At 56.3% G+C, this 25,803-nt stretch carries 23 protein-coding genes and 1 tRNA gene; 17 read left to right on the top strand and 7 right to left on the bottom strand.

Annotation, left to right across the window (positions count from 1 at the left end; genetic code table 11):
• Window positions 1-17 precede the first annotated feature (17 nt).
• The 17 genes from ACXJGX_RS03260 (at window position 18) to ACXJGX_RS03180 (ending at window position 20,325) form a co-directional block, all read left to right on the top strand.
• Entirely contained in the window at window positions 18-458 is a 441-nt protein-coding gene (locus ACXJGX_RS03260) for a hypothetical protein (protein ID WP_474778698.1), read from the top strand.
• Window positions 459-470: 12 nt separating this feature from the next.
• Entirely contained in the window at window positions 471-773 is a 303-nt protein-coding gene (locus ACXJGX_RS03255; protein WP_474778697.1) for a hypothetical protein, read from the top strand.
• Between the two features lie 91 nt (window positions 774-864).
• Window positions 865-3,975, top strand: a complete 3,111-nt coding sequence (locus ACXJGX_RS03250) for a hypothetical protein (protein ID WP_474778696.1) — start codon at window positions 865-867, stop codon at window positions 3,973-3,975.
• The gene (locus ACXJGX_RS03245; RefSeq protein ID WP_474778695.1) at window positions 3,972-5,171 is read left to right on the top strand and encodes a hypothetical protein; all 1,200 of its coding nucleotides are present in this window, start codon (window positions 3,972-3,974) and stop codon (window positions 5,169-5,171) included. The genes ACXJGX_RS03250 and ACXJGX_RS03245 overlap by 4 nt, the downstream gene beginning before the upstream one ends.
• A 2-nt stretch (window positions 5,172-5,173) precedes the next feature.
• The gene (locus tag ACXJGX_RS03240; RefSeq protein WP_474778694.1) at window positions 5,174-6,043 is read left to right on the top strand and encodes a hypothetical protein; all 870 of its coding nucleotides are present in this window, start codon (window positions 5,174-5,176) and stop codon (window positions 6,041-6,043) included.
• The gene (locus tag ACXJGX_RS03235; protein ID WP_474778693.1) at window positions 6,040-6,558 is read left to right on the top strand and encodes a hypothetical protein; all 519 of its coding nucleotides are present in this window, start codon (window positions 6,040-6,042) and stop codon (window positions 6,556-6,558) included. The genes ACXJGX_RS03240 and ACXJGX_RS03235 overlap by 4 nt, the downstream gene beginning before the upstream one ends.
• Window positions 6,559-6,571: 13 nt before the next feature.
• Entirely contained in the window at window positions 6,572-7,303 is a 732-nt protein-coding gene (locus ACXJGX_RS03230; RefSeq protein WP_474778692.1) for a hypothetical protein, read from the top strand.
• A complete protein-coding gene (locus ACXJGX_RS03225) occupies window positions 7,290-9,236 on the top strand; it encodes a hypothetical protein (RefSeq protein WP_474778691.1) in 1,947 nt (648 codons plus the stop codon). Before ACXJGX_RS03230 ends, ACXJGX_RS03225 begins: the two co-directional genes overlap by 14 nt.
• Complete coding sequence (locus ACXJGX_RS03220; protein ID WP_474778690.1) at window positions 9,229-9,744, top strand: hypothetical protein; 516 nt, start codon at window positions 9,229-9,231, stop codon at window positions 9,742-9,744. The genes ACXJGX_RS03225 and ACXJGX_RS03220 overlap by 8 nt, the downstream gene beginning before the upstream one ends.
• 24 nt (window positions 9,745-9,768) lie before the next feature.
• On the top strand, window positions 9,769-11,208 hold the full coding sequence (locus ACXJGX_RS03215; RefSeq protein WP_474778689.1) for a hypothetical protein: 1,440 nt from the start codon (window positions 9,769-9,771) through the stop codon (window positions 11,206-11,208).
• A gap of 12 nt (window positions 11,209-11,220) precedes the next feature.
• Window positions 11,221-13,527: a hypothetical protein gene (locus tag ACXJGX_RS03210; protein WP_474778688.1), complete on the top strand. Its 2,307-nt coding sequence runs from the start codon at window positions 11,221-11,223 to the stop codon at window positions 13,525-13,527.
• Between the two features lie 15 nt (window positions 13,528-13,542).
• Window positions 13,543-14,952 carry a hypothetical protein gene (locus ACXJGX_RS03205; RefSeq protein WP_474778687.1) on the top strand — a complete coding sequence of 470 codons (1,410 nt, stop codon included), beginning with the start codon at window positions 13,543-13,545 and terminating at the stop codon, window positions 14,950-14,952.
• A 1-nt stretch (window position 14,953) separates the two neighbouring features.
• Window positions 14,954-15,310 (top strand): hypothetical protein, encoded by a 357-nt coding sequence (locus ACXJGX_RS03200; RefSeq protein ID WP_474778686.1) that lies wholly within the window; start codon window positions 14,954-14,956, stop codon window positions 15,308-15,310.
• A 155-nt stretch (window positions 15,311-15,465) separates the two neighbouring features.
• Window positions 15,466-15,540, top strand: a tRNA-Gly gene (locus tag ACXJGX_RS03195).
• A 98-nt stretch (window positions 15,541-15,638) separates the two neighbouring features.
• Window positions 15,639-17,429 carry an ATP-binding cassette domain-containing protein gene (locus tag ACXJGX_RS03190; RefSeq protein WP_474778685.1) on the top strand — a complete coding sequence of 597 codons (1,791 nt, stop codon included), beginning with the start codon at window positions 15,639-15,641 and terminating at the stop codon, window positions 17,427-17,429.
• 113 nt (window positions 17,430-17,542) lie between these two features.
• On the top strand, window positions 17,543-19,438 hold the full coding sequence (locus tag ACXJGX_RS03185; protein ID WP_474778684.1) for an acyl-CoA synthetase: 1,896 nt from the start codon (window positions 17,543-17,545) through the stop codon (window positions 19,436-19,438).
• A 14-nt stretch (window positions 19,439-19,452) separates the two neighbouring features.
• On the top strand, window positions 19,453-20,325 hold the full coding sequence (locus tag ACXJGX_RS03180; RefSeq protein ID WP_474778683.1) for an NAD(P)-dependent oxidoreductase: 873 nt from the start codon (window positions 19,453-19,455) through the stop codon (window positions 20,323-20,325).
• On the opposite strand, the gene ACXJGX_RS03175 is transcribed toward ACXJGX_RS03180, so the two are convergent.
• From ACXJGX_RS03175 to ACXJGX_RS03145, 7 genes are read right to left on the bottom strand one after another with little or no spacing between them, the layout of a single operon-like run.
• Window positions 20,322-20,861 carry a chemotaxis protein CheD gene (locus tag ACXJGX_RS03175; RefSeq protein WP_474778682.1) on the bottom strand — a complete coding sequence of 180 codons (540 nt, stop codon included), beginning with the start codon at window positions 20,859-20,861 and terminating at the stop codon, window positions 20,322-20,324. The genes ACXJGX_RS03180 and ACXJGX_RS03175 overlap by 4 nt on opposite strands.
• Window positions 20,851-21,531, bottom strand: coding sequence for a CheB methylesterase domain-containing protein (locus ACXJGX_RS03170; RefSeq protein WP_474778681.1), 681 nt, complete (start codon window positions 21,529-21,531; stop codon window positions 20,851-20,853). The genes ACXJGX_RS03175 and ACXJGX_RS03170 overlap by 11 nt, the downstream gene beginning before the upstream one ends.
• A gap of 58 nt (window positions 21,532-21,589) precedes the next feature.
• Complete coding sequence (locus tag ACXJGX_RS03165; RefSeq protein ID WP_474778680.1) at window positions 21,590-21,967, bottom strand: hypothetical protein; 378 nt, start codon at window positions 21,965-21,967, stop codon at window positions 21,590-21,592.
• A complete protein-coding gene (locus tag ACXJGX_RS03160; protein WP_474778679.1) occupies window positions 21,964-22,350 on the bottom strand; it encodes a response regulator in 387 nt (128 codons plus the stop codon). Before ACXJGX_RS03160 ends, ACXJGX_RS03165 begins: the two co-directional genes overlap by 4 nt.
• Window positions 22,351-22,362: 12 nt before the next feature.
• Window positions 22,363-23,259, bottom strand: a complete 897-nt coding sequence (locus ACXJGX_RS03155) for a CheR family methyltransferase (RefSeq protein ID WP_474778678.1) — start codon at window positions 23,257-23,259, stop codon at window positions 22,363-22,365.
• Window positions 23,256-23,723: a chemotaxis protein CheW gene (locus ACXJGX_RS03150; RefSeq protein WP_474779182.1), complete on the bottom strand. Its 468-nt coding sequence runs from the start codon at window positions 23,721-23,723 to the stop codon at window positions 23,256-23,258. Before ACXJGX_RS03150 ends, ACXJGX_RS03155 begins: the two co-directional genes overlap by 4 nt.
• Window positions 23,707-25,803: a chemotaxis protein CheA gene (locus tag ACXJGX_RS03145; protein WP_474778677.1), complete on the bottom strand. Its 2,097-nt coding sequence runs from the start codon at window positions 25,801-25,803 to the stop codon at window positions 23,707-23,709. Before ACXJGX_RS03145 ends, ACXJGX_RS03150 begins: the two co-directional genes overlap by 17 nt.

Here is a 25,803-nt window from a genome sequence, read left to right as displayed (position 1 = left end):
ACAAAAGGATATTTGATATGCCTACATGGAATTCACACCTATCCATTAAATACGACACGGGTGACGGTGAAAAAACAATTACACCAATTGAAAGCTTTCAGCCGACATTCGCCATGAATGCAGAGCCGATGCATTCTATCGAAGCCATCAATATCGGCGTTGTCTATTTGCCAGAACAATTAAACTTTTCCATTACGGTTAAGGCGGTCGGCACTGCCACGGCTGAATTGACCATGCTTGCCGCCAAAGGCACGCCCTTCAATATCGTGATGGAAGAGGTCGATGAGGGCGACGTTGAATGGTCGCTTACAGAGGTTTTGTTATCTGATTGCATCATCACCAACGCGACACCATCGTCTGCGGCTATTTCTGGCGCACCCACAGCAACATTTTCGGGTTTCGCGCTTGGTGGCAAAGTATCATCTGCCGGCGACTCTGCAGTCGCTGGTGCGCTGTAGGGCGCGGCGGATATGTCTGGTTCAGGAACACCTGGCGGGCGGACGTTTGCCTCGCTTGTGGGCAACGGCGGGCGCAATGGTCCCAAACGGATCACACGCACGGGACTGGCGTTGGTACACGAAAACGAGATCGTGTACCCCGCAGCCGGGTCGGCCGCGCAGGCCGTCGCAGCCATCGGTGACGCCAAAGGCGCTGTGCAGGTGTTCTTTCCGGTCCAGATAGAAATTCGTGAACTGTCCGCACGTGAACCTTCACCCCCGGCCGACACGACCGCCGACGTTCTTTTCCGCGCCGCGGCTGAAATCGACCCCTAACCCAGCGGATGCGCAGTTGCCAATCGCATAGAACAGCCGCCCGCTGAACCGTCACGCACGTCTGTCATCATCAATCGCACAAGGTATTTGAATGCCCGTCCAAGTCCACATTCCCCTGAAGGTCACGATCGACCCTGCTGTGGCGGGGGCATCGTTGGCAGGGCAATTGCGCCATGCGGTCGTCAGCGGCGTCGGGCGGGCATTGGCTGAACTTGATCGCGAAGTGATCGCGCCGCGCGGCGGGTATGCGTGGCCTAGCTACGCCGCCCCTGAAATCACTTGGTCGCTTGGTGCAGGGACCACGGGGATGCCGGGCGACGATTGGCGTGCTGGTATTGAAGACGAAATTCGCCTTGCGTTGGATGCCGCGGTTACCGCGGCACCTGCGTCCGCGACCAAAGCGCTGGATGACGCGCCCGAGGCGATACCTGTCGGCCCATTAGGCCGGTTCGACGCGCGCCAGTTGGACGCCGACGGCAGATACCTTGTCCCGTCCTATGAAACCGACCTTCCATCGCCGGATGCACCGATATCATTGGATTATTTCAACGCGCATACGGAATGGCACACGACGCACGATGTCGCGCTTTGGTATTTCAGGGGCAATCAATCCCGGTTCATTCAGCTGATGCAAGCCCATCTGGCACACGACGTTAGCCCGCGCCCGCATGCGGGACAGGTTTTTGGGCTGCTGTACCGCGCGAATGGCGCTTATGAGATTGCCGTGGTTTCCATTAACCGGACAACACAAGACGCTGTTTACTTCGACATTGTCCGCAGGTTTTCGCCGGGTGACAAAATGATTATTGCGTCACCTGATCGTGCAACATCGGGTGGGGCGCTGAACAGAAATAATTGGATGGCGCTGTCGAAGCTTCGCCAGTTTACGTCCCGCGACGATCTGGAGGCCCTTCACTTTGAAAGGTTTTGCAGGCTCGGAAACTTGGCGCGCACCCCGCAAGCTGGCGAAACCGAAGAGGATGCGCGCACGCGCGCCTTCTACCGACAGACCGCCACCGCATGGGCCAGCGAAACCGATCGCGAAATCGATCTGAGCGGGCCAAAGCAGGCAGCAGAGCTTGACGGACTATTTTGCATCATTCCCGCGAACGCCTTTTCCGGCCAATCCATCCGCCTGTTGCCCATCTGGCGCGTCATCGAAAAGACCGATGCAGTTGACGGGGACGGGGGCGCGCCGTCAGAAAACCCCGGCGATACTGCGGGCGGTGATGCCGGTTCCGGCGGCGGATCAGCCATGGCCGAACCGTCAGCGCAACAAGCCAAAGGCCAAGCGTCGCGGTTCCCGATGTCTATCGGTGGTGAAACGATCACGCTTGATTTTGAACCCTTTGATGGCGAACCCAGCTTTGACGATCTTGGCGCGCTCGGGGACCGGCTGCGTGTGCTGATGGGGCAGATTGCCTTTCGGCTTGAAATGCCGACGGGAAATTATCCCGCATCGTTCATTATTGCCGCCGGTCAGGTTTTGGGTGCACGCGCCAGTGCTGTCGGGCAATACGCGGCCCGCACCCCTGCGGCGACAAATGTGCGCAATACAATGGCGGGTGATGGCAACCTTGGCGATATTCACATCGGCGCCACCGACAGCCCGTCGATCCGTGTCCTTCGATTTCTGGCGGCGACGGCGCCGATGATGACGCGTTTCGAACGCATTCTGCACGATATTATCGGTCTTCCCGCCGTCGCCGCCATGATCGTTGGGCCCCACGCGGGCCAGTATCCCGCGTGGGGATTGGCGTTTTATAAAATATATACCCCGATCATCACTGACAGCGGGTCGCAGATGTTTTTGCGGGCCTGTCAAATAAAGATGCTAGAGGCGTTGCGGGCCTCGCAGGTCGCCATCGACACGCGATTGAACCGCTTTGACGATTACTATGCCTCGGTGCGCACAATGTTGTTCAGTTTTGTGTCCACACAAGCAGAGCTACAGTCACTGCGGGATAGGCTGGCGGAAGAAGACACGCGCGTATCGACCTTTTCTGCCGGTGTCGCGGCGGTTTACAGCACATGGAGCAGTGCGCGCGAGGCCCTGTCCACCAGCATGTCCGATCACTATTTAAACCGGAATTATCTGACCGCGACACAGGTCCAAGGGCGAATTGTGCGCGCAGGAAACGTCGTGAAAATCCGCGACGACAGCGGGCGTGATTGGACACTGGCCGAACTGGACGAAGCGATTGCGTTTCGGATGCGCACAGCGACCTCGACCGACCCGCTGATCAACCATTTCCGTGACATTACCGAAGTCGTCGAGACCTTTCGCCAGCGACCTGCCAGCGCCTATTTCTACTTGCGATCATTGTTGATGGAGATGAAGGCAGACAATCACGCCATGCAGCGCAAGACGCAAAGCCGCGTGAACTTTGCCTTTCGGGCCGGCAAAATTCGCGAAGACCTGCCAAACCGAACTGTATCCGGAACGTCCGTTGCGCTGCAGGGCATTCACCTTCTGGCCCACGAGGCGATCGGTGACGCGTTCTTGGGCGACAAAATCTATGGGATGGGCATCGACCAACTGATGGACGTTGAATTGGGTGTTCAGGGTCTGATCCTGTTTGGTGAAACGGTTTCGGTGCTGGCGCTTGCTGCGATCTGTCCGCCTGCTGCTGCGGTTCTGGGCGCGGTTTACGCCGGGATGCACTACTATCAAGCCTCACAGATGGACACGCTCTATAACGCCCTGCTGGATCCCGAAGGCATCCTGAACAAGGCTGAAGTCGAATTTGATCTTTTCCTTGCGGAATTCGAGGTCGTCATGTCGGTCATACCCGAGGCCGGTCCCTTGCTGCGGGGCAGCGCATTTGCGGGCAAGACCGTCCTTCGGAGCGGGGTACGGCAGGGCGGGCGCATCATTTCTAAGCGCCTGCGCCGGGAATTGCTGCTGTCGGTGGGCCGCCAGCTCAAGCGCGGTGTCGCTCAGGCTGTTGTAACAGGCGTTTTGACAGACCGCGCGATGGCTTTGGCGCTGCCGCATCTTATCGGTCCCGTTTTTGCCGAGGTAAATACAGCAATATCGCGTGCGTCGGGCATGCCGCCACCGGTTCCGGTGCCGACAGGGCCTGCGCCCGAAGACGTCGCAGCCCCCACCGAAACCGCACTGATCCGGCGTCTGGAAGAATACGATGATACCTTGCATTTTGATGACAGTACGCACTCCGGACTGGAGGACGGGACATGATCCTCAATTTTGTCAGGCAAGGGTTCCGGGGGTCGATTGATATATCTGCGACCGTGCGCGGCAATGCGGAGTTTCGCGCTGTCGTGTCACGCATGACCGACGAACTTGGGATTCCCCATCGCCGTGCGCGCCGTATCGCGGAAGACATGGTGGGATGGGCCGCCTTGCGACACGGCGATAATTTGATCGCCGGGCGATCTGCGATGATTGATGATATTATCCAGATCCGGTCCCGGCTCGACGAGCTATACGCGACAGTCCTGAATTACGACAGTCCGCATACGACAACAGCGAACCGCGTCGTTTCACCGCGCGATATTGATGTACAGCTGGCTGAACTTGCGCAGGCCTATCGCCGGCTTGACGAACAGATGACGCAGCTTCAACTTCCGTTTTATGCGTCACCTTACACGCTGGGCGACGTTGGGTTGCCGCGCCATTTGCTGGATGAAATCGACAATGCGCCGCGGGTATCGACATCGGGACAAACACATCGGCCCCATGCTGACGATGTGCGCGCACACACCCAATATGATGGCGGTTTTCGTCGCCGACTTACCGGCGTGCGCTACTATTTTGTGCGACAGGCAGACGGCAGTTATGTTCGCACATTCACAGACGGGGCCACGGCCACCTTGCGGCTGGTGGATGGGCGCTACAGGATCACCACGCGTGACCGCGCGGGGACTTTGCTCAGTGAATTTGGCGAATTCGACATCCTGCACACACCCTTTGGCCGCAAGCCGCGCACGACTGCTGTGATGCAGGCGCACCATGGCATGCAAGACAGCCTGATGTCATCGCTGTTCGGCGGGTTCGGCTACGATCGCAATTCTGTCCCGACCATGTGGTTGCGCAATTCGCGTGCCGGATCACCCCATGGTATGATCACAGACGCGCAAAATACGCGGGCCGTCCATCGTCGCGCTACGGCGGGCGGTACGCCGCCAGCAACCGGTGCCACATCACCGCCCGTGGCCGCAGGAGGCGCCCCGGCGCCCAGTACCGGCATGACCTATTCCGACATCCGCAACAAAGCGATTGAAGATTTCCGGCTTGGTCAAGTGCCGCACGAAAAAGCTGTCGAATACCTTGCAGCCTTTGACGCCTATTTCGAACGCACCGTTTTGCCACAGGTGCGCGCCGCAGGCGCCTTGCACTTGCTTGGCACATGGACACCCAGAGGGGGCTTGTAAAAATGATAGATCACACCGACCCGAATCTTGACGAGATGCTGGACCTGGTCGCACCACGCCCGCTTTGCCAGCCTGCGACAAATACTGAAATCGCAGACATGAACAGGGCGGCGCCGCTGCCAAATGACCTTGCCCGGCTTTATGCGCGTGACAGTACATTTGGCATGCCCGGTTTCGAGCTGTTCCCGCCCGGTATCTATTGTGATGTCAACGCAAACCGATCCAACTTCGGGCTTCTGCGTGACCTGATATACTTTGCGGACGACGGAAGCGACGGGTTCTTCTTTTGCGACGCTGACGACATTCTGGGACTGGGTGCGAATGCGATCGGTTGGGTCGATCGCGCGAACTTGCAGCCTGACGCGGTCGTGCCCGTCGGTGATGACCTTGCGGCAGTGCTGTTACGCCTGTCGCGCGACGAAGATGTCGCACGCGGTGAAACACTTTCGGCGCGCGCCCTTGACCGCCTGCGCCAACGGTTTGCACAGGGGCTGCCTGCCACGATTATCGCCCGCCCGCCTGCGGACCCGTTGGATATTTTCAACGCGTGGCCCACGCGGCGCGTCACAATCACGTTTCCGACTGCAGACATTCTGGGATTGGCAAATGGTCTCTATTGGCCCGCCTCCGGGCGCACGATTTTTGGCATCGATAAAATCACGATGGCCGCGAACAACAGCCTCGCCATCATTGGTCACGACCCGGTTCTGGGTACACTGGCGGTCACGCGTGGTGACTTCGCAAACCTTCCTTCCGATCGTTTGCTCGCGATCGGTACGATGAACGAGCCGTCAAACTACAAAATTCTTGGCCGTACCGCCGATGTGATCCGGTTCTGGATTGATCAACAGCAACAGGAGCAACCCCAATGACGCGCAAAAGTTTTGAACGCGGTCTACTCGCACCCACACGCGATATGAAAATTGGCGTACCATCTGCGGTGATTGGCTTGTTTCCGGTTGTGGTGCCGCTGTTTGCTGTGTCGACCATCTCGATTTCGGAAAGTTTCCATTTGCCACCCCTTGGGTCGGGCGGCGACCGCGTCCTGATGGACACCCACGATGACACGATTTCTATTTCCGCCGTCCTTCCGGGAACCGAAAGGTTCGTTTGGAAAAGTGCGTTGGAATTGCTGGCCCAAGTGACCCTTGGTGTGAACCCTTGGCAATCCTTATCCGGTGGGTTGACGGGCGGGATGCAGCTTTGGACATCCATGACTTTGCGTTCGGATATTTACATCAAGAACCTGTCTTTTTCGGCGACGGCACAGAAACGCGATGTGATCGATGTGACGCTGACACTTGCCCATTTGCCGCGCAATCAACTGCTGACGCTGGGGCTTGAGGCGGTCGGTGTTGGTGCCGCTATCGCGATTGATATGACTTAAGGAGGACAGCAAAATGAATCTGAATTCCCCTATCACCGCGCGCCTGACACCCGATGGTCGCCGGCCACCGCGCGATGAAGTCACCATCGTGCGCGCAGACATCACGCGTGGATTGCCGCATCGGATCGACATCGCTCCGCAAGGGCTTCGTCTATATCTGACAGTCGCGACAGGCCAGTTTCGCAGCCTAATGAAGATGCCACCGGAAACCCAAGTGTCGCACGGTGCGACACAACAGCAAGCGGACGCAGACGCCGATATCGCGCCGATTGCTGACTTTAAAGACCTGCAAGCGCGCAAAGCCGCGCAAACCCGTGTTGCGCTGGGCCAGTCGCGCGCACGGGCCTGCCCGCGACTTGTTTTTGTCAATGACGGCAAATTCGTCGGACAATGCCCCGCCGTTCTGGGGCAATGCATCTTGATCCCGGCCGCGCCGCGTCTGCCAAATAGTGCTGGAACCTGGATCGAAGTCACCGGATTGTCGATCAAAGCTGGCGCACTTGTCGGGGGCGGCAGCACGTCAAGCTGGATCGAATTGGGCTGGCGCGACATTCGCGCGGGCAGCGCCACGTTCGATTCCCGCGTCTTGCGCCCGGGTCTTGCTGAACGCCTGTTTTACGTGCGCACCGATGTTTCCGGATCACGCCAAATTGTGCCTGTCGCGGCTGCGCTATCTTCGGACGATGCCGATGTGCGCGCACAGGCAGGTGGCATAAACTGGAGGCTGTCACATGACCGTTTATAAGCCGACAGAACACCTAAGTCGCGTTCCGTGCTGGGCATTTCGGTTCTACAAGTCCGGCCCCCAAAGAACACCGGGCGATCCTATTTTAACCATCGATCAAAGCAGTCATTTTGCAGAAACGACCATGTCCCTTGAAGGCGGGCTAACGCCGGGGCGGTTAAAGATTTCGCTGGCGCGGTTGACGGACAGTGACTTTGGGCTGCTCGCCAAGGAACGGCTTGGCGGTACGGTCGAAGATCCCAAAGAGATCTACGTATCCGTCGCTTTATTCTGGCGCAGCGGATTGGATTTTTTTGGCGGTGATTTCGATCAGGATAAAGTTATCGAAACCTTCCGCATCACAGAACTTAACCGCAAGACCGAAGGCCTTGAAGTGATGACCGAAATCACGGGCCGCCGCGCCGTCTATGACCGGCTGGCCGCCACTGCGACGCCTGACACAGATGCGATCGAGGACACAACGCCCCTTGGCCGGATCGAAGCCTGCCTTTTGGCTATCCAGTGGCAGAACAATAAAGATTTCGTAATCTACCCCCATGATCCCGACGCAGAAGGTGAAACTGCGCGGATCATGCCCAACAGCAATATGATCGATGTGCTGACACAGGCGCGCGAAGAAATACATCGCCGTCCACCGTATCGGCGGGGGCGGCCGATCTACCTGATCCGCGATGGGAAACTGCATATCGGACCTGGGCGTCCGATCCCTTACGACGCGGTCAAGCCGTTGAACGCGGATACAGGGTTGATTGAACCGATTGAGACCGGCCGCGTGAATGCGCTTGATTCCGGGACGAAGGCAGTGGGCACAAAACCGGACGATCGCGAAACTTGGGCGTTAAAATGCGTCGGTCGCAGAGATATCCAGCCCGGTGACGTTGTCTGTTTCCGACGCCCGTCACCACTGACAGGCACCTTTGGCGGCTTCGGGTTGCCAACGCTTCCCGCAGGTCTAGACGACGGCGATGACGTCCAGCAACACGTTTATGTTGCAAGTGTTACCCATACAATGTCGCGGGCCATGGGCTGGATTACGGACGTTGCTGGTGTGGCCGTAGATGGCACCGATATCAATCAAACCGCGTGGGATGTGTTTCAGGTCGCTGACCCACACGTGCCCGCCTTTAACGAGGAAACCGCACAGGGGCAGGGCGGTGCATCTGCCCTCAGCCGCGCAATCAACGCCCGCATCGGTTTGGCAATGTCGCAGCGCCGTGTTTCCGATATTGCGGAAATTCGCGCACATCATATCGAAACCACCGCCGAAGAGGGACGTGTTGTCGCGGCGGCACAGGCGTCAACGATATTGCGCGGGATCATCGATGAAGGCGGCCCGCGCCAAGCCCGTCTTGATGATATCCGCCGTGAAGACGGCGACATCCAAGTCAACGTGCCCTACGTCACAAATTTTGCGTGGGGGCCGTTTGGGCATGTCCTGCCCCGCTATCCGGGGATGCGGGTGATGACTGTCAACAATGGCAGTGATCCTGCTGATCCTGTTGATATCGGGGCGCTTTGGCAAACCCGCGACGGGTCGCCTGTTCCGTCGCCGGCTGAACCCGGAGACTGGTGGCTAATCCTGCCGGCCTATCAAGGATCGCCGCCAACGGCGGCGACAGGCACCGACGCCTTGCCGGGTAGCGACGCGCAAGCCTCGCACGACCTCATCACCGCGAACGGAGGCCGGGCGATCACCGTAAACGGTTTTTCGATCAAGGCATTTACAGCCGATAGCATGCCCGGCGCGGATGCCCGCCCTGATTTGGCTGACGACGGTGGCATCATCATCGAACAGGCAAACACAGGGTCCGCCATCAGGATGTTCTCTGACGGGCGGATCGAAATAGAGGCCAAAACCGATCTGACATTGAAGGCGGACAATATCGCCTTGGTCGCTCGCGGCTCTGGGAAGGTGGATGTATCCAATGGCTAACGATATTCGCAGGTTAACACCTGCACAAGAACGGAAACTTTTAAAATGGGCGCCGACGCTTGTGCCCATATTTCCCGATGCTCACCAGTATGGCGACATCAGCCTGCGTGCGGGTCCGACAGGCGCGCTTGATCTGGATCTCGTACAGGGCCAAGAAAATCTGGAATTGCAGATCCGGACGGCGATTGTGACAGCGCTGGGGTCGGACCCTTTGAACATGGACCACGGTTTCGGTGGTCATTCCGTGATCGCCCAAGAACGCGATCCGATGATGCGCCGCGAACAGTTGCGCTTTGCCGTGCTTGCCGTTTTGACTGCCGATTCACGCGTCAAACACGTTGAACGGGTGCTGATCGGGGCTGAAATCGCAGCCTTTTATGGCACCCAAGCAGCGGAAAATAGCATCGACACCTACGGCACATTGACCGTCGAGGCCCAGTTTCACATCGCCCCCGGCGAACCTGTCAGCCTGACCGTTGGCCCTCTGCCAACTGATGCGTTGCTTTAAACGATTTTTAAAGGAGACATTTCGATGACAAATACAGTTCAACAGGATCTGGCAGAGATTGCAGCCATCGATGCCAGCCAACTGCTTAGCACTGGGTCGGACACCTACGGGCTTCAGCCTGCCGGATTTGTTCCCAAACCTTACGGGCGGATCGTTGCCGAACAGCTTGCGCTTGCACAACGGTTGTTCGGGGCGGATGTGGACCTGGCTGCGGGATCGGTTATTCGCCGTATTTGTGAACTGACATCCGCCGAACACGCCCGCACCTATCAAACCCTGTCCGGCATCAACGACGATCAAACCGTGCCGACCGCGCGGGGGCAGGGGCTGGATCGTCTGGGCGAAGAGCTTGGGATGCCACGCCCGTTCCTGCCCGCAACTGGCACCGTAAAGTTAAGCCTTGTCGGCCCTCTCCCTGACGGGCGCGACACGCTGACAATACCGGTCGGGGCACGGATGTTGACCAAAGGCGGCCACCACGTCGCGACAGCAAAAACAACCACTCTGTCGGTCAACCAACCGTCAAAATCCGTGCCCGTCACGGCGTTCTTTCCCGGGCCGGAACACAATCTATCGGTGGCGGACCCCAACCAGATCATCACCCGGTGGAATGCCCTTGATGAAGCATTGACCGCGGTCGATTCAGTCATGGCAACACGCGAAGACACATCTTTGGAACAGGTGGTTGAAATCGCCCATTCTGTCGATCTGAAAGGGGGTGAACTGCGCTGGAGTGATGATCGCTACCGCCAACTGCTGTTGCGCGCCCCGCGGTCGGTCTGGTCCCGCGAAGCAATTGAAATCGCCGTATCTTTCGTGCCGGGGGTCCGAAAAACAAAGACGGTGGACGAATTCGGCGGGTTGGACATCGAGAAATCAATCTTTGGAAATTTCAACTTTGGGGAACGGGTGTTCGGGACAGAACGCGATATCGCGTCGCCTTATATGTTTACAATTCTGGTCGCTCCGACAGCTGCCGCAATTTGGCAGGGGCCAGACGGGTTGGCGGCCCAGATTGCCGAAGCCGTCGAAGACCTGCGCCCCATCGGTATCTTTCCCGAAATTCGCGAGGCGACGCAGATCGGCGTCGGGATAGCCTGCGATCTGGTGGTTGACGGAATTCCGCTTCCGTCCGGAAGCCGCGCTACGGTCAACGGCTCTGCGCCCGCGCTTGCGCTGAAGGCCCGCCTGATTGAACGTATTCAATCGTATATTGACGCCTTGCCGTTCGGCGAGGCCGTAAGCCCTGCGAAAATTAGCTGGTTGCTGATGAACGAACCGGGTCTTGCAGATGTGCGCGACCTGCGTCTCACGCGGTATCCGGTTTCTGCCGGAGAAATCGACTTTGACCAGGCGCAACAATCGGGGGCCGTGCAACGGCTGGCCTGCGGTGAAAGCCTGCGCACCGGCAAGGACCAGATCGCGGTGTTCGCAGACAATCCCGATGATTTGGTTATCGTGTAAGGAGGCAGGAAAATGGACGGTACATTCGACATCGACCGCTGGTCAGGCGACTTCATGGGCCAACACGCGGATACAATTGCGGGTCCGCTTTCTTCGACGCTGCGTCACGAGGATTTAAGCGTCGACAACCAAGGTCGCGTGACGGTGCCCGCGGGCAGTTACGCCCCATTGTTATGGATATCACCCAAGGACGACCTAGGCGACGAAACCATTAATGTGGAAATATCCCAACTGGCACCGGCGCCAATCGCACGTTTGGACGCGCTGGAATTCGCGCCATATTCCGAACGGGGCGGCTACATCCCCTATCTGGCGCCGACAACAGGTCCGGGCGAAAAAACCAGTGTGGCGTTTACCTATCAGGTCGTTGCGCGCCGGGGCGGCCGTGTGGTGCCAAAGGCGCAGATCAAGAACCAGATCAAGGTACGTGTCACCAATGGCCGCTTTGCCAAACTGATGGCGTTCACGCAGCTCGAAACGCTGCGGGTCCGTCGCCTTGGTCGTGAAATTGCCGCACGACGAACGCTTTTCGGGGCTGTTGGAAACGGGCTGGATCGCGTTGGTCGCGAATTGGCCGTGCCGCGCATGGACGACCGGATCGACGTCAAGAACGGAGAAATGCTTGTCGATCAGGAACCAGAAACGGATGCCGCATATCGGCGCCGCCTTGGTATCTACCGCCCGTTCTTCATGCCAACACGCAATGCGGTGCTGAACCAGCTAAACAGTGCCCATTCCATTCTGCGCGAAACCGGATTCGACGCCAATTTTGATGTTCTCGAAACCGACAACCCGTTTATGATCGGTTTTAAAATCGTCGCCGTCGGAGAAACAGAAGCCGCGGCACACCGCGCGCGATTGAACTACCTGAACTACCTGCGCGACACGGTGCTGATCGACGCCGCAAAGAACGTTCCGGCGACGCGGCACCTGCCAAGTCGCCAACGCAAGCGCGAACAGGCGATGCGCAACCGGTTGCGGGCCGGATTGGAATTTGAAACGGGGATTGAACGATCAATCGCGCCTTGGCTTGCTGTCGCTTTTGATCGTCTTGTCAGGCTTGCCGCACATCTGGGTATCACGACCGTCAAATGGAAGATTTTGCAGGCGCAAAGCGACGCGTCCGATAGCCGCTTTGAACTCGGGCTTTGTGCGCGCATCAAAGCCCCCACCGCCAGCGACGCACAGGCGTTTCGCACCCGCATTGACGCGGCCAGACCACCTGTGGATGACCCGGAAATCGCGGGTGTTCTTGCAACCCTTCAAGCAAGCAATAACCAATCCAATGATGCGGCATGGCTGTTCCTGGCGTGTGGGTTCAGAACATTTCAACCTGTTCAGGCTGGGCAAGTAATAGTGTCACATGCATCCATTGGGCCGCTAAATATTACCGGGCCCGACGTGATGACCTTTCATCAGGGCCGCGCAGGTGTTGGCCTGCACGCGCGCCTGAATAACAACAATGGATCCGCACCGGATCTGGCCCTTGCAAACGCGCTTGGGGCGCTTGCGCAGAACTGGCCGAATACTCTTGCGAATTGGACTGTCCTGACGCAGGCCCAGACAACGGCGGCCTTCGAACACATGGGAAAACCGGACAGTGATCTTGGGCCGCTGCTGAAATCGATCGGGTTGACGCCGCCTGCGAATTTTGGCGACTTTGCAAGGGCGTTCAAATCCTATCCGCGCCATGTATTTCGCATTTTGACGTTCGACGGCAGCATGGGCGCTGCGCTTGCGGGCCAGTTTGACGCCGCGTCTGACTTGCTTGGCGATATTGCGGATACGTTGGGGTCAAACGGGGCGTCCGCGATGACGTTTGTTGCGATTGCAGGCCAGCTGGCGCTGATCGTTTCCTCCATCGGGCTACCGCAGGTCGGGACCAACCTTGGTCCGCGTCGTTCATCCGACTTTTTCTGGAACGTCCAAGCCGTGTCGACACCAAAAGGCGCGGGCTGGATGCGCCTGACAGGGCAGGGCACGCGCGCGCTTTTGAAGGCCAACAAAGAAGGTGTTTATGCCGTCACATGTCTGGCCTATTCGCGCATCGGAAAGACCGATCCGTTTGAATGGCGCATCACATTGCCACGTGACGCCGTGCTGACATACCCGCAATATGAAATCCTGATGAACATGTTGTCACGCATGTTTCCGGTCGGGGTCGAAGTGAACACTTGGGACATCCGCCGACATAATGTCGCGCTGGATGGCATCACCCAGCAGGCCCTGTCGCCGCGTTTATCGCGTTCATATCGCCCTTTCAAACGATCACGCTTCAATGGGACCGGCGACACGCCAGCCCTGTCACCTCGTACATAAGAAGGAACCAGAATCATGCCGTCAGAACAATTGTTTTTAACTGAAAACATGACATTCAGCGCCGCCTTTGACACGATGATCGCGGCCAATCTTGATCAGAACCAGATGAATACGCTGATCTGGGGAATACTGGGTGAAAACCTGGGCGAGTCGCGACATGTTTTTAATTACGCCGATACCTTCGTTGCCGAAAAGCCGGGTTGCGCGGTCAGCTTTGAACGCAGTTTCAGCCATACAGACTGGATCGACGGCGAAAGTGTGGTGCAGGCCGAAGAAACGACCATCGAAGAGGGGTTCAATACCCGTTTCCACCGTATCGAGGATGATTTGGACAGTCTTGGTGCCGCACTTGAAAAGGTATCGGGATGCTGCGGTGACATGCGCACGGAACTTTCGGCGCGGTTGGGCGAACTCAGAACCGAAATCAACCGGATCAACACAGAGATACACGGCTATCATGGCAGCCCACAACCATCGTGGCCTTACTATCCCATGCCAATCAATCCGCCCGTCTCACAGCCCCAGCCGGTTCCGTATCCCGGGTATTACCCTAATCCGCAGCCTTTCCCCTATCCCGGCGGTATCGACATTGATGGTCCGATCGTCATGCAGCCGTGGCAGGGGCACGTCACACCGTCACCCGGCCACTACTATGAAGCCACGCTTGCCGGATTAACCCAGCCCGTGTTCGAAGCCAGCATGGTGATGAGGTCAAGCAACGACCCCACAATTGGCACAGTGGCCGGTTTGCCAGCGCGCAGGTTGGATATCGACGAATTCAACGGCACCATGCACGAAGTTTGGTCAACCTCCGCAGGTCTGGTTCTGACACCTGCGGGCGAAGGCGTAATGCAGGTGGATCAGGTCGATCGGTCTTGGGTCAACCCGACAACCAAGGCGGTGGGCGATGTGGCGCAATGGTTCGGTGATAATCCAAAGGCAACAAAAGAAATCTTTTCCGACAAGGAAATAAGCGTTGGCGCCTTGATCGAAAGGTTCGGAACGGACCGTCTTGATGGCGGCGCCACCCTTGAATCCCGCTTGCGCAGCTTGCCATCAGGGATGAAGCTGCAAGGGCCAAATGATCTGATCAGTGCGCTTGCCGACCGTGCTGTGTCGACCAGCAAGCGGCAGGGTGTCGGAATGGAAACCCTCGTGGCGAATATCGGCATTTCATCGGGCGCCAAAAATGTCGCGGACGTCAGCATCGAAAGCTACAAAGCGCTGCCTGTGACGGTGCGCGAAACACTTAAGGAAAATGGCGTCAAAACCGTTGGCAACTTCACAGACAGTGCACCAGGCAAAATCGCCGAAATGTTTGAAAAGGCGGGCATTCAAAATGCGACGTCCAACCTGGCCCGCTGGCAGGGCGAAGCACAGATGGTCACAAAACTGGGCGCAAGCCTGACGGGGAGAGAGGTATAAAATGGCGCTGAAGGCACTTGCCGTGCTGGGTGACACATCCGCGACCCCGGGTGGATCCGCGGGGCCAGAGGGGTCTGTTGGGGTTTGGACACCGGGCGCAGTGTCGGAAAGCAGTTACACCCAGATGACCAATCATGGCCCGGACGTGATCCACAAAGCAGAATGTACATTCCGCTACGTCGGTGCCAAGTCCAACCCGGGCGACACGACAGCAGAGTCGACAGTGACGCTTTCGGCCAGCGCGACGGTCCTTCGGGTGGATGGCGGTGGTGTCTTGCTGGACGGCGACACCGCCCAAGATTCTTGGGGTAACACGCTGTCAGTCAGCGCCTCAGCGCCGGCACAAACAGCCACCTAGTGCCAGCCGCAAGGCGATGCGCGCAGCCCATTCGACATGGGGCATTCGATGCTGCGCGTCCGCAGGTGAAAGGATTGTTTTTGCCATTTTCTTGCGGCACGGCCGATCGCCATCTTGACGTCCTGTAACCTGTGAAATATGCACGCTTTTGTTACGCGGGCGTTGTGTAATGGTTAAGACCTCAGTTTTCCAAACTGAAGATGCGGGTTCGATTCCCGCCGCCCGCTCCACACATCATCACATTTGAATGATCATTATACGGCACACTGTCTTGTGTAACCGAAGCGGCGGTTTTATGTGATTTATCAAGCAATAGATAGAGAATGACATGGCCCGAACCCCAAAAGTCGTTGCAGAGCGCGCACCTGGTAAAAAAATAGGCGCGCTCAGAGCGCTTTGGCCGTTTTTAAAACCCTACAAATTCAATTTGATTGGTGCGGGCTTGGCGCTGGTATTCACGGCCACGATTTCGCTGATCTTGCCGATTGCTGCGCGTTTGGTGGTGGACAACTTTGGCACCCCCGATGGCGCGATGCTTGAAAACCATTTCAAGACGATGATGACCTTTGCTGGTCTACTCGCTGTGGGGACCGCGGTGCGGTATTTCCTTGTCACGCGGTTGGGTGAACGCATTGTTGCGGACATTCGCAAGGCGGTGTTCGGGCGGATGATCGGGATGAGCCCGGCGTTTTATGAACGTGTGATGACCGGAGAGGTGTTAAGCCGGATCACTACGGATACGACCCTTATTCTATCGGTTGTGGGCAGTTCTGCATCGATTGCGTTGCGGAATGTCATGATCTTTTTTGGTGGGGTCATTTTGATGCTGCTGACATCGGTCAAAATGAGCCTGATGGTGCTTTGGCCGATACCAGTTGTTTTAATCCCGATGACGATTTTGGGGCGGCGCGTCCGTAACTTGTCGAAGGAAAACCAGGATCTGATCGCGGAATCAAGCGGCGGCGCCTCTGAACAGTTGCTATCGGCCCAAACCGTTCAAGCTTTTACCCACGAAGACCGCAGCCGCGCCAAATTCGATGCGGTGACCGAACAAAGCTATCGTTCGGCCCGCCGCCGCATCTTGAACCGGGCCTTTTTGACTGCTGTGGTCATTTTTATGGTCTTTTCCGCCATCGTGATGTTTTTGCAGATGGGGTCCCAAGACGTAAGGACTGGTGAGACCACCGAAGGCGGGCTGGTCCAGTTCATGATCTATACCATCATGGTCGGCGGCGCGGTTGCGGCGTTGTCCGAAGTTTGGGGTGAATTGCAGCGCGCCGCTGGTGCGACCGAACGGTTAGTCGAATTGCTTACGATCGAAGATACCGTGCAGGATCCGGTGACGCCCCTGCAACTTTTGCCACCTGTGCGGGGCGCGCTGACCTTTGACAACGTACACTTCAGCTATCCATCGCGCGCGGATATTCCAGCGCTGCATGGCATTAATCTGGATATCAAACCGGGCGAAACGATCGCGTTGGTTGGGCCGTCAGGTGCAGGCAAAAGTACAATGATCCACATGGTGCAACGGTTCTATGATCCGCAAGTTGGTGCGGTGCTCTTGGACGGTAAAAACCTACGCGACATGAAACGGTCAGAGTTCCGCAAATTTGTGGCCCTTGTCCCGCAAGATCCTGTGATTTTTGCGGATACGGCGCGCGAAAACATCCGGTTTGGCCGCCCAGAAGCCACGGATGCCGAAGTAGAAGAGGCCGCGAAAGCCGCTGCCGCGCATGACTTTTTAATGGCACTGCCCGACGGATACGAAAGTTACGTCGGTGAGCGCGGTGTGATGCTGTCGGGCGGGCAAAAACAGCGGATCGCGATTGCGCGCGCTATTTTACGCGACGCCCCAGTATTGTTGCTGGACGAAGCGACAAGTGCGCTTGATGCTGAAAGCGAATTCGCGGTGCAAAAAGCAGTGGAAGAGTTGGCGCAGTCAAGGACCACGTTGATTGTGGCGCATCGGTTGGCGACGGTGAAAAAGGCTGACCGCATTGTGGTTTTTGACGCGGGAAGAATCGTCGCAGAGGGTACACATGACAGTCTTGTCGCGCAGGGTGGTCTGTATGCCCGATTGGCAAAACTTCAGTTCACCGATGGCGTTGCCGCTGAGTAGTTCATAGATTTTCGTAGCGTCAGACTTGCGTAACTGTGGCGATTTGCTCACCTTGTGGTCAAGAGGGAGACCGTTTCGACAAGAAGCGGCGAATTTCAGGGAGGAAAACCGGCATGGCCTATGTGAATTTTGCGGACCGCAATGCGATTGAAAACGAAATGCCGTGGGCCGATCGTGATCTGCCCACCACAACATTCCAGATGTTGAGCGAGACCGCCGCAAAGCATGGGACACGCAACGCTGTGACCTATCGTTTGCTGTCGGATCCGGACACAAGGTCCGAGACGCTGTCTTGGAATGATTTGCGCGACAAAACCGCGCAAACTGCCAATCTTTTTCGGTCGTTGGGTGTCGAAGAAACCGACGTCGTCGCCTTTTTGTTGCCCAACGCAACCGAAACCGTGCTGACCTATCTGGGTGGGCAGGTCGCCGGGATCGTTAATCCGATCAACCCTTTGCTGGATGCCGAAAATATCTCGGCCATTTTGCGCGAAACCAATGCGAAAGTTTTGGTAACTCTGAAAGCATTCCCAAAAACCGATGTGGCCCAAAAAGCGGCCGAGGCGGTGCGGTTTGCGCCAAACGTCAAAACCATCCTCGAGGTGGATTTGCTGCGCTACCTGACGGGGTTGAAGCGATTTATCGTGCCGATGATAAGACCGAAAAATCCTGTGAACCACGATGCGCGGGTGCTGGACTTTAACGCCGAACTGGCCAAACAGCCGAAACAACTCAACTTTGCTGATAGCATGGAAGACCGAGTTGCCGCCTATTTCCACACCGGTGGAACGACAGGCGTGCCCAAGGTCGTACAGCACCGTTATTCCGGCATTGTCTACAATGGCTGGCTGGGCGCGCGCCTGCTGTTCACCGAGGAAGACGTGCAAATCTGCCCGCTTCCTTTGTTCCACGTGTTTGCGACAATTGTTTCGCTTGGGGCCTCGTTGGCGTCGGGCGCAGAAGTCGTGTTTCCGACCCCGCAAGGCTATCGTGGTGAAGGGGTTTTTGATAATTTCTGGAAGCTCGTTGAAAAGCACAAAGTGACCTTTATGATCACTGTGCCAACGGCGATGTCGGCGCTGATGCAGCGCAAGGTCGATGCTGATATTTCGACGTTGCGCCTTGCGTTTTGCGGGTCCGCGCCACTGCCGCTTGAACTCTACAAGCGGTTCGAGAGCGCGGCTGGCGTGACAATTTGCGAAGGCTACGGCCTGACCGAAGCGACCTGTCTTGTCTCGATCAACCCCCCGGAAGGCGAAAAGCGGGTTGGGTCGATCGGGATTCCGTTTCCCTATACCGACGTCAAAATTATCTCGGTGGCGACCGGCGAGGAAGTCAAACAAGACAATATCGGCGAGATTTGCCTGTCGAATCCGGGCGTCTACGGTGGCAAAACCTACACCGAAGCCGACAAGAACAAAGATATGTTCTATCCGGGGCCTCAGTCGGACACGCAATACTTGCGGACGGGTGATTTGGGCAGGATTGACCCCGACGGGTATCTTTGGATCACCGGGCGGGCAAAGGATTTGATCATTCGCGGCGGACACAACATTGATCCCGCCGAAATCGAAGAAGCGCTTGCGGGTCATCCTTCGGTCGCTTTTGCAGGCGCGATCGGTCAGCCTGACGCCCATGCTGGTGAAATCCCATGTGTTTATGTGGAACTTGTTGCAGGTGCCACCGTCAGCGAGGACGACCTTATTGAATTCGCCAAGGACCATATTCACGAACGCGCGGCCTATCCCAAGTACCTTGAGATTTTGGATGAATTGCCGAAAACTGCGGTTGGCAAAATCTTTAAACCCGATCTGCGTAAACGTGCGATCACCCGGATCTATAACGAAGCGCTAAGCGGGTTTTCCGCCGAAGTCCAAAGCGTCCGCGAGGATAAAAAGCGTGGTTTGGTCGCGCATGTTGTGAAAACGGGTGATGTCAGCGATGATGAAATCCGTAACGCCCTTGCCGCCTATACGGTGGCTTGGGAAATTGGTGAAGTGACGCAATAATCAAGGATCGAAGTATGGCAAAATTGGCGTTTTTGGGTCTTGGCGTGATGGGTTACCCGATGGCAGGACATTTGCAGACGGCTGGCCATACGGTTGTTGTTTATAATCGCACGACGGCCAAGGCGGAAAAATGGGCTGCACAGTATGGTGGCGCGCATGCACCAACGCCGCGCGCTGCGGCGGCGGGTGCATCTATGGTGATGTCATGCGTGGGCAATGACGATGACCTGCGTGCGGTCTGCCTTGGCGCGGATGGGGCCTTTGCCAGCATGGCGCCGGGGACGATTTACGTGGATCACACGACCGTCTCTGCCGCCGTCACGCGCGAGCTGCACGCCGCCGCCGCTGCCGCTGGCATTGCGTTTATTGATGCGCCAGTCTCTGGCGGGCAGGCCGGCGCCGAAAACGGGGCCCTGTCGGTCATGTGTGGCGGCGCGCAAGACAGCTATGATGCCGCAGCCGAAATCATCGCGGCTTATGCCCGGATCTGCCGTCGTATCGGCGACAGTGGGGCGGGGCAGATGACCAAGATGTGCAATCAGATTGCGATTGCTGGTTTGGTGCAGGGACTGGCAGAGGCGCTTCATTTTGCGCAAAAAGCGGGGCTTGACGGGCAGGCGGTGGTCGAGGTGATCAGCCAGGGTGCCGCCGGAAGTTGGCAAATGTCAAACCGGTCCGAGACGATGTTGGCGGATCATTTTGACCATGGCTTTGCTGTCGATTGGATGCGCAAGGACCTGGGCATCTGTCTGGATGCGGCGGACGAAAACGGCGCCAGCCTGCCTGTGACTGCATTAGTGGATCAGTTTTACAAAGACGTCCAAAAGTTGGGCGGCGGACGGTGGGACACATCGTCGCTTTTGAAACGGTTGCAAGCGGCTGGTTAAAACAGCGTAATTTCGGATGCTGGTGCGACACGGCGTTGGACAGGTTCGATCACTTGTCCGGCACCTGCAATTTGCAACTGCCGCGCCGCGCCCGTTGCCGGGGTAAACTGCACACGGCGCGCCAGATCACCACCAATGCTTTGCGACACACAAGGGATCCCCTCGCGGTCCAGAAACTCTAAGGCGAACTCAGCATTTGTGCGTCCGATATCGCGTGCGTGTTGGGTCATCCTCGCTCCGCCAAATACTTTTGCCTGCAGTTTCGTCCGATCACCCCCAGCGCGCAGAACACGGTTAATCAGCAACTCCATCGCGTTCACCCCGTATTTAAGGTCATCACTTTTTGCCTCGCCCGCACTGGCGAGCAAAAAGTGGTTCATCCCGCCGATACGCGCGAATGGATCATATAGGCAGACTGCAATACACGACCCCAACACCGTCGACATCACGACGGCAGGGTCGGACGAAACAGAATAATCACCTTGCACAATTGTTACGGTTTTCTGATGTTCAACGAGCGTGTGGTCAACTGTCATCGAGGTTCCCCTTAGAGGCGGCCTGCAAGAGCATCGGGCCAATTTTAGAAAGCGGCAGTTGCGTTTCGACACCGCCTAAATCGTACGCGACCTTTGGCATGCCGTAGACCACCGAGGTTTGCTCGTCCTGTCCGAACGTCTGCGCACCGGCTTTGCGCAGGGCGACCATCCCGGTTGCGCCGTCGCGGCCCATACCTGTAAGAATGACAGCAGTGACCTGACGCGCAAATGGAACAGCAGATTCAAACAGCGCGTTGACCGACGGTCGGTGGCCATAACTATCCGTCGTGTTGCGCAGTGAAACTCTGGGCGTATTGCCGGCTGCAATACAAAGGTGCGCGGTGTCGTTCGGTGCAAGATAGATATTCCCAACTTTTAGTTCCGCGCCGTCGGTGGCTGCGCCAACATTTGCTTCAGTTGCCCCGTCCAGCAGACGAATAAGGCTTTTTGCGAAAACGCCGCCGGTATGTTGAACAATCAATGTCGGTGGACACTTCTCGCTGAAGTGGGAAATAATTTTCATCAGCGCGTCGACGCCACCGGTCGAAGACCCAATCAGTATGAAACGCCCGCCACCGCGATAGGGACGGGGAGATGATGATCCACGACGCAGTCGCTCGATATGGTTCACGCTAGTCTCCGATGTTCGCCTCTGCGATGTTTCATGCATTAAGGTGCAATTCATAGAAGCAACGAATGGTGATTTTCGTGGCTCCGTTCGCGCAGGACTAAAACAGTGAAATTTCGTCGCAATCAGCTGAGTCAGGTGGTTGCGCGTATCTGGCGCGTTGACCTGCGATGCGTTCCCTGATGCGCTGCAATCGGATGGGCGCAATGATATCGAAATAATCGATTTCGCCGGTCACGTGCTCGTGCATTTCCATGCGATCAAACATCAACGCAAGCTCCTCTATCGACTGCATGAGCAAATCTATGGTTTGCAGCGCGGGCTTGTTGACCATGCGGTTGGGCGTTTCCATTGCATCATCAAGAAGAGCAGATTCCAGTTGCGATAACGTTTGGCCAAGCTCGCGCATCGCGCCGCTGGTATTGCTCAGGACAGCCTTCAGATCGTGTCGATCGTCAATGATTGCCGCTTTGGTCATAGGCGCCCAACAACGCTTTCGATGCATTGCTTCATGCTGGCAGTTGTGAACGGTTTTTTAATGATATTGTTCAGCCCCAGAGCTTTTCCCTTTGTCACCAAATCTGGAGTCGGATTGCCTGTCACAAGAATGAAACCAACGCGCGCTGTCGTTCTGTTTTGACGAAGTGCGCGAAGCAGTTCCAACCCGTCCATGCCCGGCATGTTATAGTCGGACAATACCAAATGGACGGGCTCTGCCATTAGTTTTGTTAGCGCGACACGACCGTCATTTTCGGCCTGATTTTTCCAGATACCCATTTCTTCAAGCGCTTGAATGAGCAACCCGCGGCTGACCCCCATGTCATCAACGACCATTACGCGTAGTGTGTCTTTTAGGCTCATGCGTTGTTCTTTCTATTGGGCCGTTTGCCGTTTGTTGGCGACCGCTTGTTTTTGATATGTGGTTACACCGACGCTGCGAAAGCAAGTTTCAACACGCCCACCTAGCCGTTCGGAGTGTCCAATCATGAGATGGCCATCCTGCGTCAGGGTGTCAAAAAACCGCTCCCAGAGCCGATGTTGTGTCTCTTTGTCAAAGTAGATGGCTGCGTTCCGACAAAAAATAACATCAAATGGCCGGCGCATTGGCCATGGTGCGATCAGGTTCAGCTCACCGAACGATATGATGTCATGAAGCTGCGCACGTATGGCAAATGCCTCTGGTGTAGAACGTGTGCGATCGACAAATAAATCTCTGTATTGCACAGGGATCGCAGTAAGCTGTTCGATGGGGTAGATGCCACGCCGCGCCTTATCCATAATCTGCCGATCGATGTCGGTTGCCAATACCTTAATGTCGAGTTTGGTCAGATCCGCGCCGGACGCGATAATCATCGCCGCTATGCAATACGCCTCTTGACCGGCCGAACATGCTGATGTCCAAAGCCTGACACTCTCTCCTGACTGGGCCTTTCGGATGAGGCTAGGCATCACCACTTCACGGAGGAACTCAAAATGATGAAGCTCCCGAAAGAAATGGGTAACATTTGTGGTCAGTGCAGACACCAAATGCTGATGTTCATCATCACCGTCCGCGTGGTCCAAAAGCGTACAGTAGTCCTTGAAGGTTGCTAACTTCAGCGCACGAAGCCGTTTAGCCAAGCGCGAGTAAACCAGCGCCTTTTTCGATGCCTGAAGGTTGAGACCATACCTTTCTCGCGCCAGATCCGCGATCATACGAAAGTCTCCGTCCGAAAACGAGAATTCGTCTTTTAGGTATCCTGGCATTGCTTCCGACACAGCGATTTTCATGCGGCAACCTGATCGTTGCTGGGCAGCAGTGCGTTCAGGCTAATGATTTTTGTCATGTCGTCATCGATAGGAATGATGCCTAAAATCGCGCGCGTGGTCGGGTCTTCTGGACCACGCGGTGTCTCCCGCACCATATCGGAACTTACGCCTAAAATTTCCGAAACGGATTCAACCAAAAGCCCAACAATCCGGTCTTCAATTGCCGTCACGATAATAACATGCCGCTCGCTTGGTTGAATCTTGGCGAACCCCAATTTTGCTGCGAGGTCGATAATTGGAATGACGGCGCCCCGCAGATTGATCACGCCCAAGACGTGGCTTGGTGAGTGCGGGAGAATAGTCACCGGGGTCCAACGGCGGATTTCCCGGATTTGCGTAATCTCGATACAAAAATTTTGCCCACCCGCGACCAGGGTTACAAACTCAAGTTGTTTTTTCTGTACGGTTTCAACTCGCTGCGTCATATGACTGATCCCCTTCAATGTTGTGCGATACTGCTGAAATTGGTGCGACGTTTTGTGCGATCGCGTCAGGGTCAATGATCAGGGCAATTTTTCCGTCACCTAAAATGGTCGCACCCGAAATCCCTGCAATTTCGCCGTAGTTGCCCTGCATGCTCTTGACGACCACTTGGCGCTGGTCGAAGATATCATCAACAGCAAGTGCACATTGCGGGACGGTTTCTGTCTGGATCAGCAATAAGACACGTTCGGTCAGGCTCCGCTTCTTTTCGCGGTGTCCGAGGCGGTCGGCAAGGTCGACAATTGGAACATATTCGCCGCGGATGCGAAGCAGGTCGCCGTTCAAACCGATTTTGGACAGATCCGCTGCATTGGGCCTGATTGTTTCAAGAATGCTTGAAATTGGAACAACCATAGTTTGGCCGCTGACGTTGATGATCATACCGTCCATCACGGCGAGGGTGAGAGGAAGTGTGATCGAAAATGTCGTACCGTGCCCGGGAATACTCGAGATGCTGATGCGACCTCCCAGCGCGGCGATGGCGGTCTTAACGACATCCATTCCCACGCCGCGTCCAGACAGATTGGTCACTTCAGACGCCGTCGAAAAACCGGGCGCAAAGAGAAGTTGATCAATTTCTTGCTCAGAGAGTTGCATATCGTCGGAAATTAGGCCCTTTTCGACTGCAATTTTTCGAATTCTTGGCCGATTTAGCCCCGCGCCATCGTCAGCAATTTCAATGACAATGCTGCCCGAACGCTGGCTTGCCGTAAGCCTTAATGTACCCTGTTGAGGTTTGCCCGCTTGAATCCGGTCATGCGGTTTCTCGATCCCATGGTCGATTGCATTTCTGATCATATGCGTGAGCGGATCAGCGAGGCGCTCTACCACGGTTTTGTCGACCTCAGTATTTTCACCTTCGGTGACCATTTCCATATCTTTCCCAGTTGCATCCGCCGCCTCGCGCGCAATGCGCAGCATACGTTGGAACAGTGGCTTTACGGGTTGCGCACGGATGGCCATCACGCCCTCTTGGATCTCGCGCGCCAGCAGTTTGTAGTCGTCAAGGTCCGCAAACAAGTCCGACGATGTCGGAAGCTGTGCCTCTTGCAAGCGCTGAGAAATAACCGATTGGTTAATAATGAGTTCCCCGACAGCGTTGATCAGTCGGTCAACGCGCTCGGGGTCTACACGTAGGCTTGTCGCGGCGCGCTTTGCGGGCTTGTTGTCTGTGCTTTCGGTCACCACAATGGTTGATGGCTTTTCAAATCGCGGTTCTGGCTGAACAGCGGGCGCGGGCGCGGTGACTACCGTCACAGCGTCAACCGGCAAATCGGGTTCGGACCCGATCTGATCAAAGTCCATCAGCGTGACACGCAAATCACATAAGTCATCAACGAATTGAAAAATCTCTAGAATAGGTAAATCGTTCTGTAGATCTGCAATTTCGACAGTCCAACTGAGGTAACCATTTTCCCAATCGAAGCTGGCGAAATCTGCCGGAAGGTCGGTGAAATCCACAGATACCTTTGTTGGTCCCAATGAACTTAAGGCATCGATGACAAGTAACGGGTCATTTCCAGTCGCGTAAAAGTCCCGGCTCGGCTTAAAGAAGACGCGGTAGCCCGCAGCATCGTTGTCCATACCAAAATCGAGCGACATAGCTTCGAAAACGAATTCTTCTTCCGGGCCCTCGTCAGCGCCCAAGAACGACTGAAGTTCGGCAAGGACCGGGTCAACCTGCTCGCGGTTTCCGGCGATGTTGTCGCGCGCCGCTTCGACAAGGTCTGCAAGGACATCTCCGGCACGCTGGAGAACCCTTAGCAAGCTTTCATCAGTTTGCAGACGATGCGACCGCACTTCGTCCAGTACTGTTTCAAATTTGTGTGCGAAACCAACGAGTTCATCAAGTGCAAACGCACCCGCCGCCCCTTTGATCGAATGAACTGCACGAAACACGGCGTTCACTGTTTCATCGTCTGCCTGCCCGTCGCGCATCTCGACCAGCCCTTCGGTCAGGGCGACAATCAAGTCTTCGCATTCTTCGAAAAACGTATCCAGAATTGATGCATCTGCAGGCAT

Source organism: Yoonia sp. SWMV100 (assembly GCF_056108365.1).
The sequence above is the reverse complement of the archived record's forward strand: the minus strand, read 5'-3'. Positions and strand labels throughout refer to the sequence as shown.

Bases quoted from the DNA above. Each gene is read 5' to 3' on its own strand.
- ACXJGX_RS03220 (WP_474778690.1), top strand. From the start codon at position 9,229: ATGGCTAACGATATTCGCAGGTTAACACCTGCACAAGAACGGAAACTT.
- ACXJGX_RS03190 (WP_474778685.1), top strand. From the start codon at position 15,639: ATGGCCCGAACCCCAAAAGTCGTTGCAGAGCGCGCACCTGGTAAAAAA.
- ACXJGX_RS03255 (WP_474778697.1), top strand. From the start codon at position 471: ATGTCTGGTTCAGGAACACCTGGCGGGCGGACGTTTGCCTCGCTTGTG.
- ACXJGX_RS03185 (WP_474778684.1), top strand. From the start codon at position 17,543: ATGGCCTATGTGAATTTTGCGGACCGCAATGCGATTGAAAACGAAATG.
- ACXJGX_RS03235 (WP_474778693.1), top strand. From the start codon at position 6,040: ATGACGCGCAAAAGTTTTGAACGCGGTCTACTCGCACCCACACGCGAT.
- ACXJGX_RS03250 (WP_474778696.1), top strand. From the start codon at position 865: ATGCCCGTCCAAGTCCACATTCCCCTGAAGGTCACGATCGACCCTGCT.
- ACXJGX_RS03200 (WP_474778686.1), top strand. From the start codon at position 14,954: ATGGCGCTGAAGGCACTTGCCGTGCTGGGTGACACATCCGCGACCCCG.
- ACXJGX_RS03180 (WP_474778683.1), top strand. From the start codon at position 19,453: ATGGCAAAATTGGCGTTTTTGGGTCTTGGCGTGATGGGTTACCCGATG.
- ACXJGX_RS03260 (WP_474778698.1), top strand. From the start codon at position 18: ATGCCTACATGGAATTCACACCTATCCATTAAATACGACACGGGTGAC.
- ACXJGX_RS03205 (WP_474778687.1), top strand. From the start codon at position 13,543: ATGCCGTCAGAACAATTGTTTTTAACTGAAAACATGACATTCAGCGCC.
- ACXJGX_RS03155 (WP_474778678.1), bottom strand. From the start codon at position 23,259: ATGAAAATCGCTGTGTCGGAAGCAATGCCAGGATACCTAAAAGACGAA.
- ACXJGX_RS03245 (WP_474778695.1), top strand. From the start codon at position 3,972: ATGATCCTCAATTTTGTCAGGCAAGGGTTCCGGGGGTCGATTGATATA.
- ACXJGX_RS03170 (WP_474778681.1), bottom strand. From the start codon at position 21,531: ATGCATGAAACATCGCAGAGGCGAACATCGGAGACTAGCGTGAACCAT.
- ACXJGX_RS03150 (WP_474779182.1), bottom strand. From the start codon at position 23,723: ATGACGCAGCGAGTTGAAACCGTACAGAAAAAACAACTTGAGTTTGTA.
- ACXJGX_RS03240 (WP_474778694.1), top strand. From the start codon at position 5,174: ATGATAGATCACACCGACCCGAATCTTGACGAGATGCTGGACCTGGTC.
- ACXJGX_RS03145 (WP_474778677.1), bottom strand. From the start codon at position 25,803: ATGCCTGCAGATGCATCAATTCTGGATACGTTTTTCGAAGAATGCGAA.
- ACXJGX_RS03215 (WP_474778689.1), top strand. From the start codon at position 9,769: ATGACAAATACAGTTCAACAGGATCTGGCAGAGATTGCAGCCATCGAT.
- ACXJGX_RS03175 (WP_474778682.1), bottom strand. From the start codon at position 20,861: ATGACAGTTGACCACACGCTCGTTGAACATCAGAAAACCGTAACAATT.
- ACXJGX_RS03165 (WP_474778680.1), bottom strand. From the start codon at position 21,967: ATGACCAAAGCGGCAATCATTGACGATCGACACGATCTGAAGGCTGTC.
- ACXJGX_RS03225 (WP_474778691.1), top strand. From the start codon at position 7,290: ATGACCGTTTATAAGCCGACAGAACACCTAAGTCGCGTTCCGTGCTGG.
- ACXJGX_RS03160 (WP_474778679.1), bottom strand. From the start codon at position 22,350: ATGAGCCTAAAAGACACACTACGCGTAATGGTCGTTGATGACATGGGG.
- ACXJGX_RS03230 (WP_474778692.1), top strand. From the start codon at position 6,572: ATGAATCTGAATTCCCCTATCACCGCGCGCCTGACACCCGATGGTCGC.
- ACXJGX_RS03210 (WP_474778688.1), top strand. From the start codon at position 11,221: ATGGACGGTACATTCGACATCGACCGCTGGTCAGGCGACTTCATGGGC.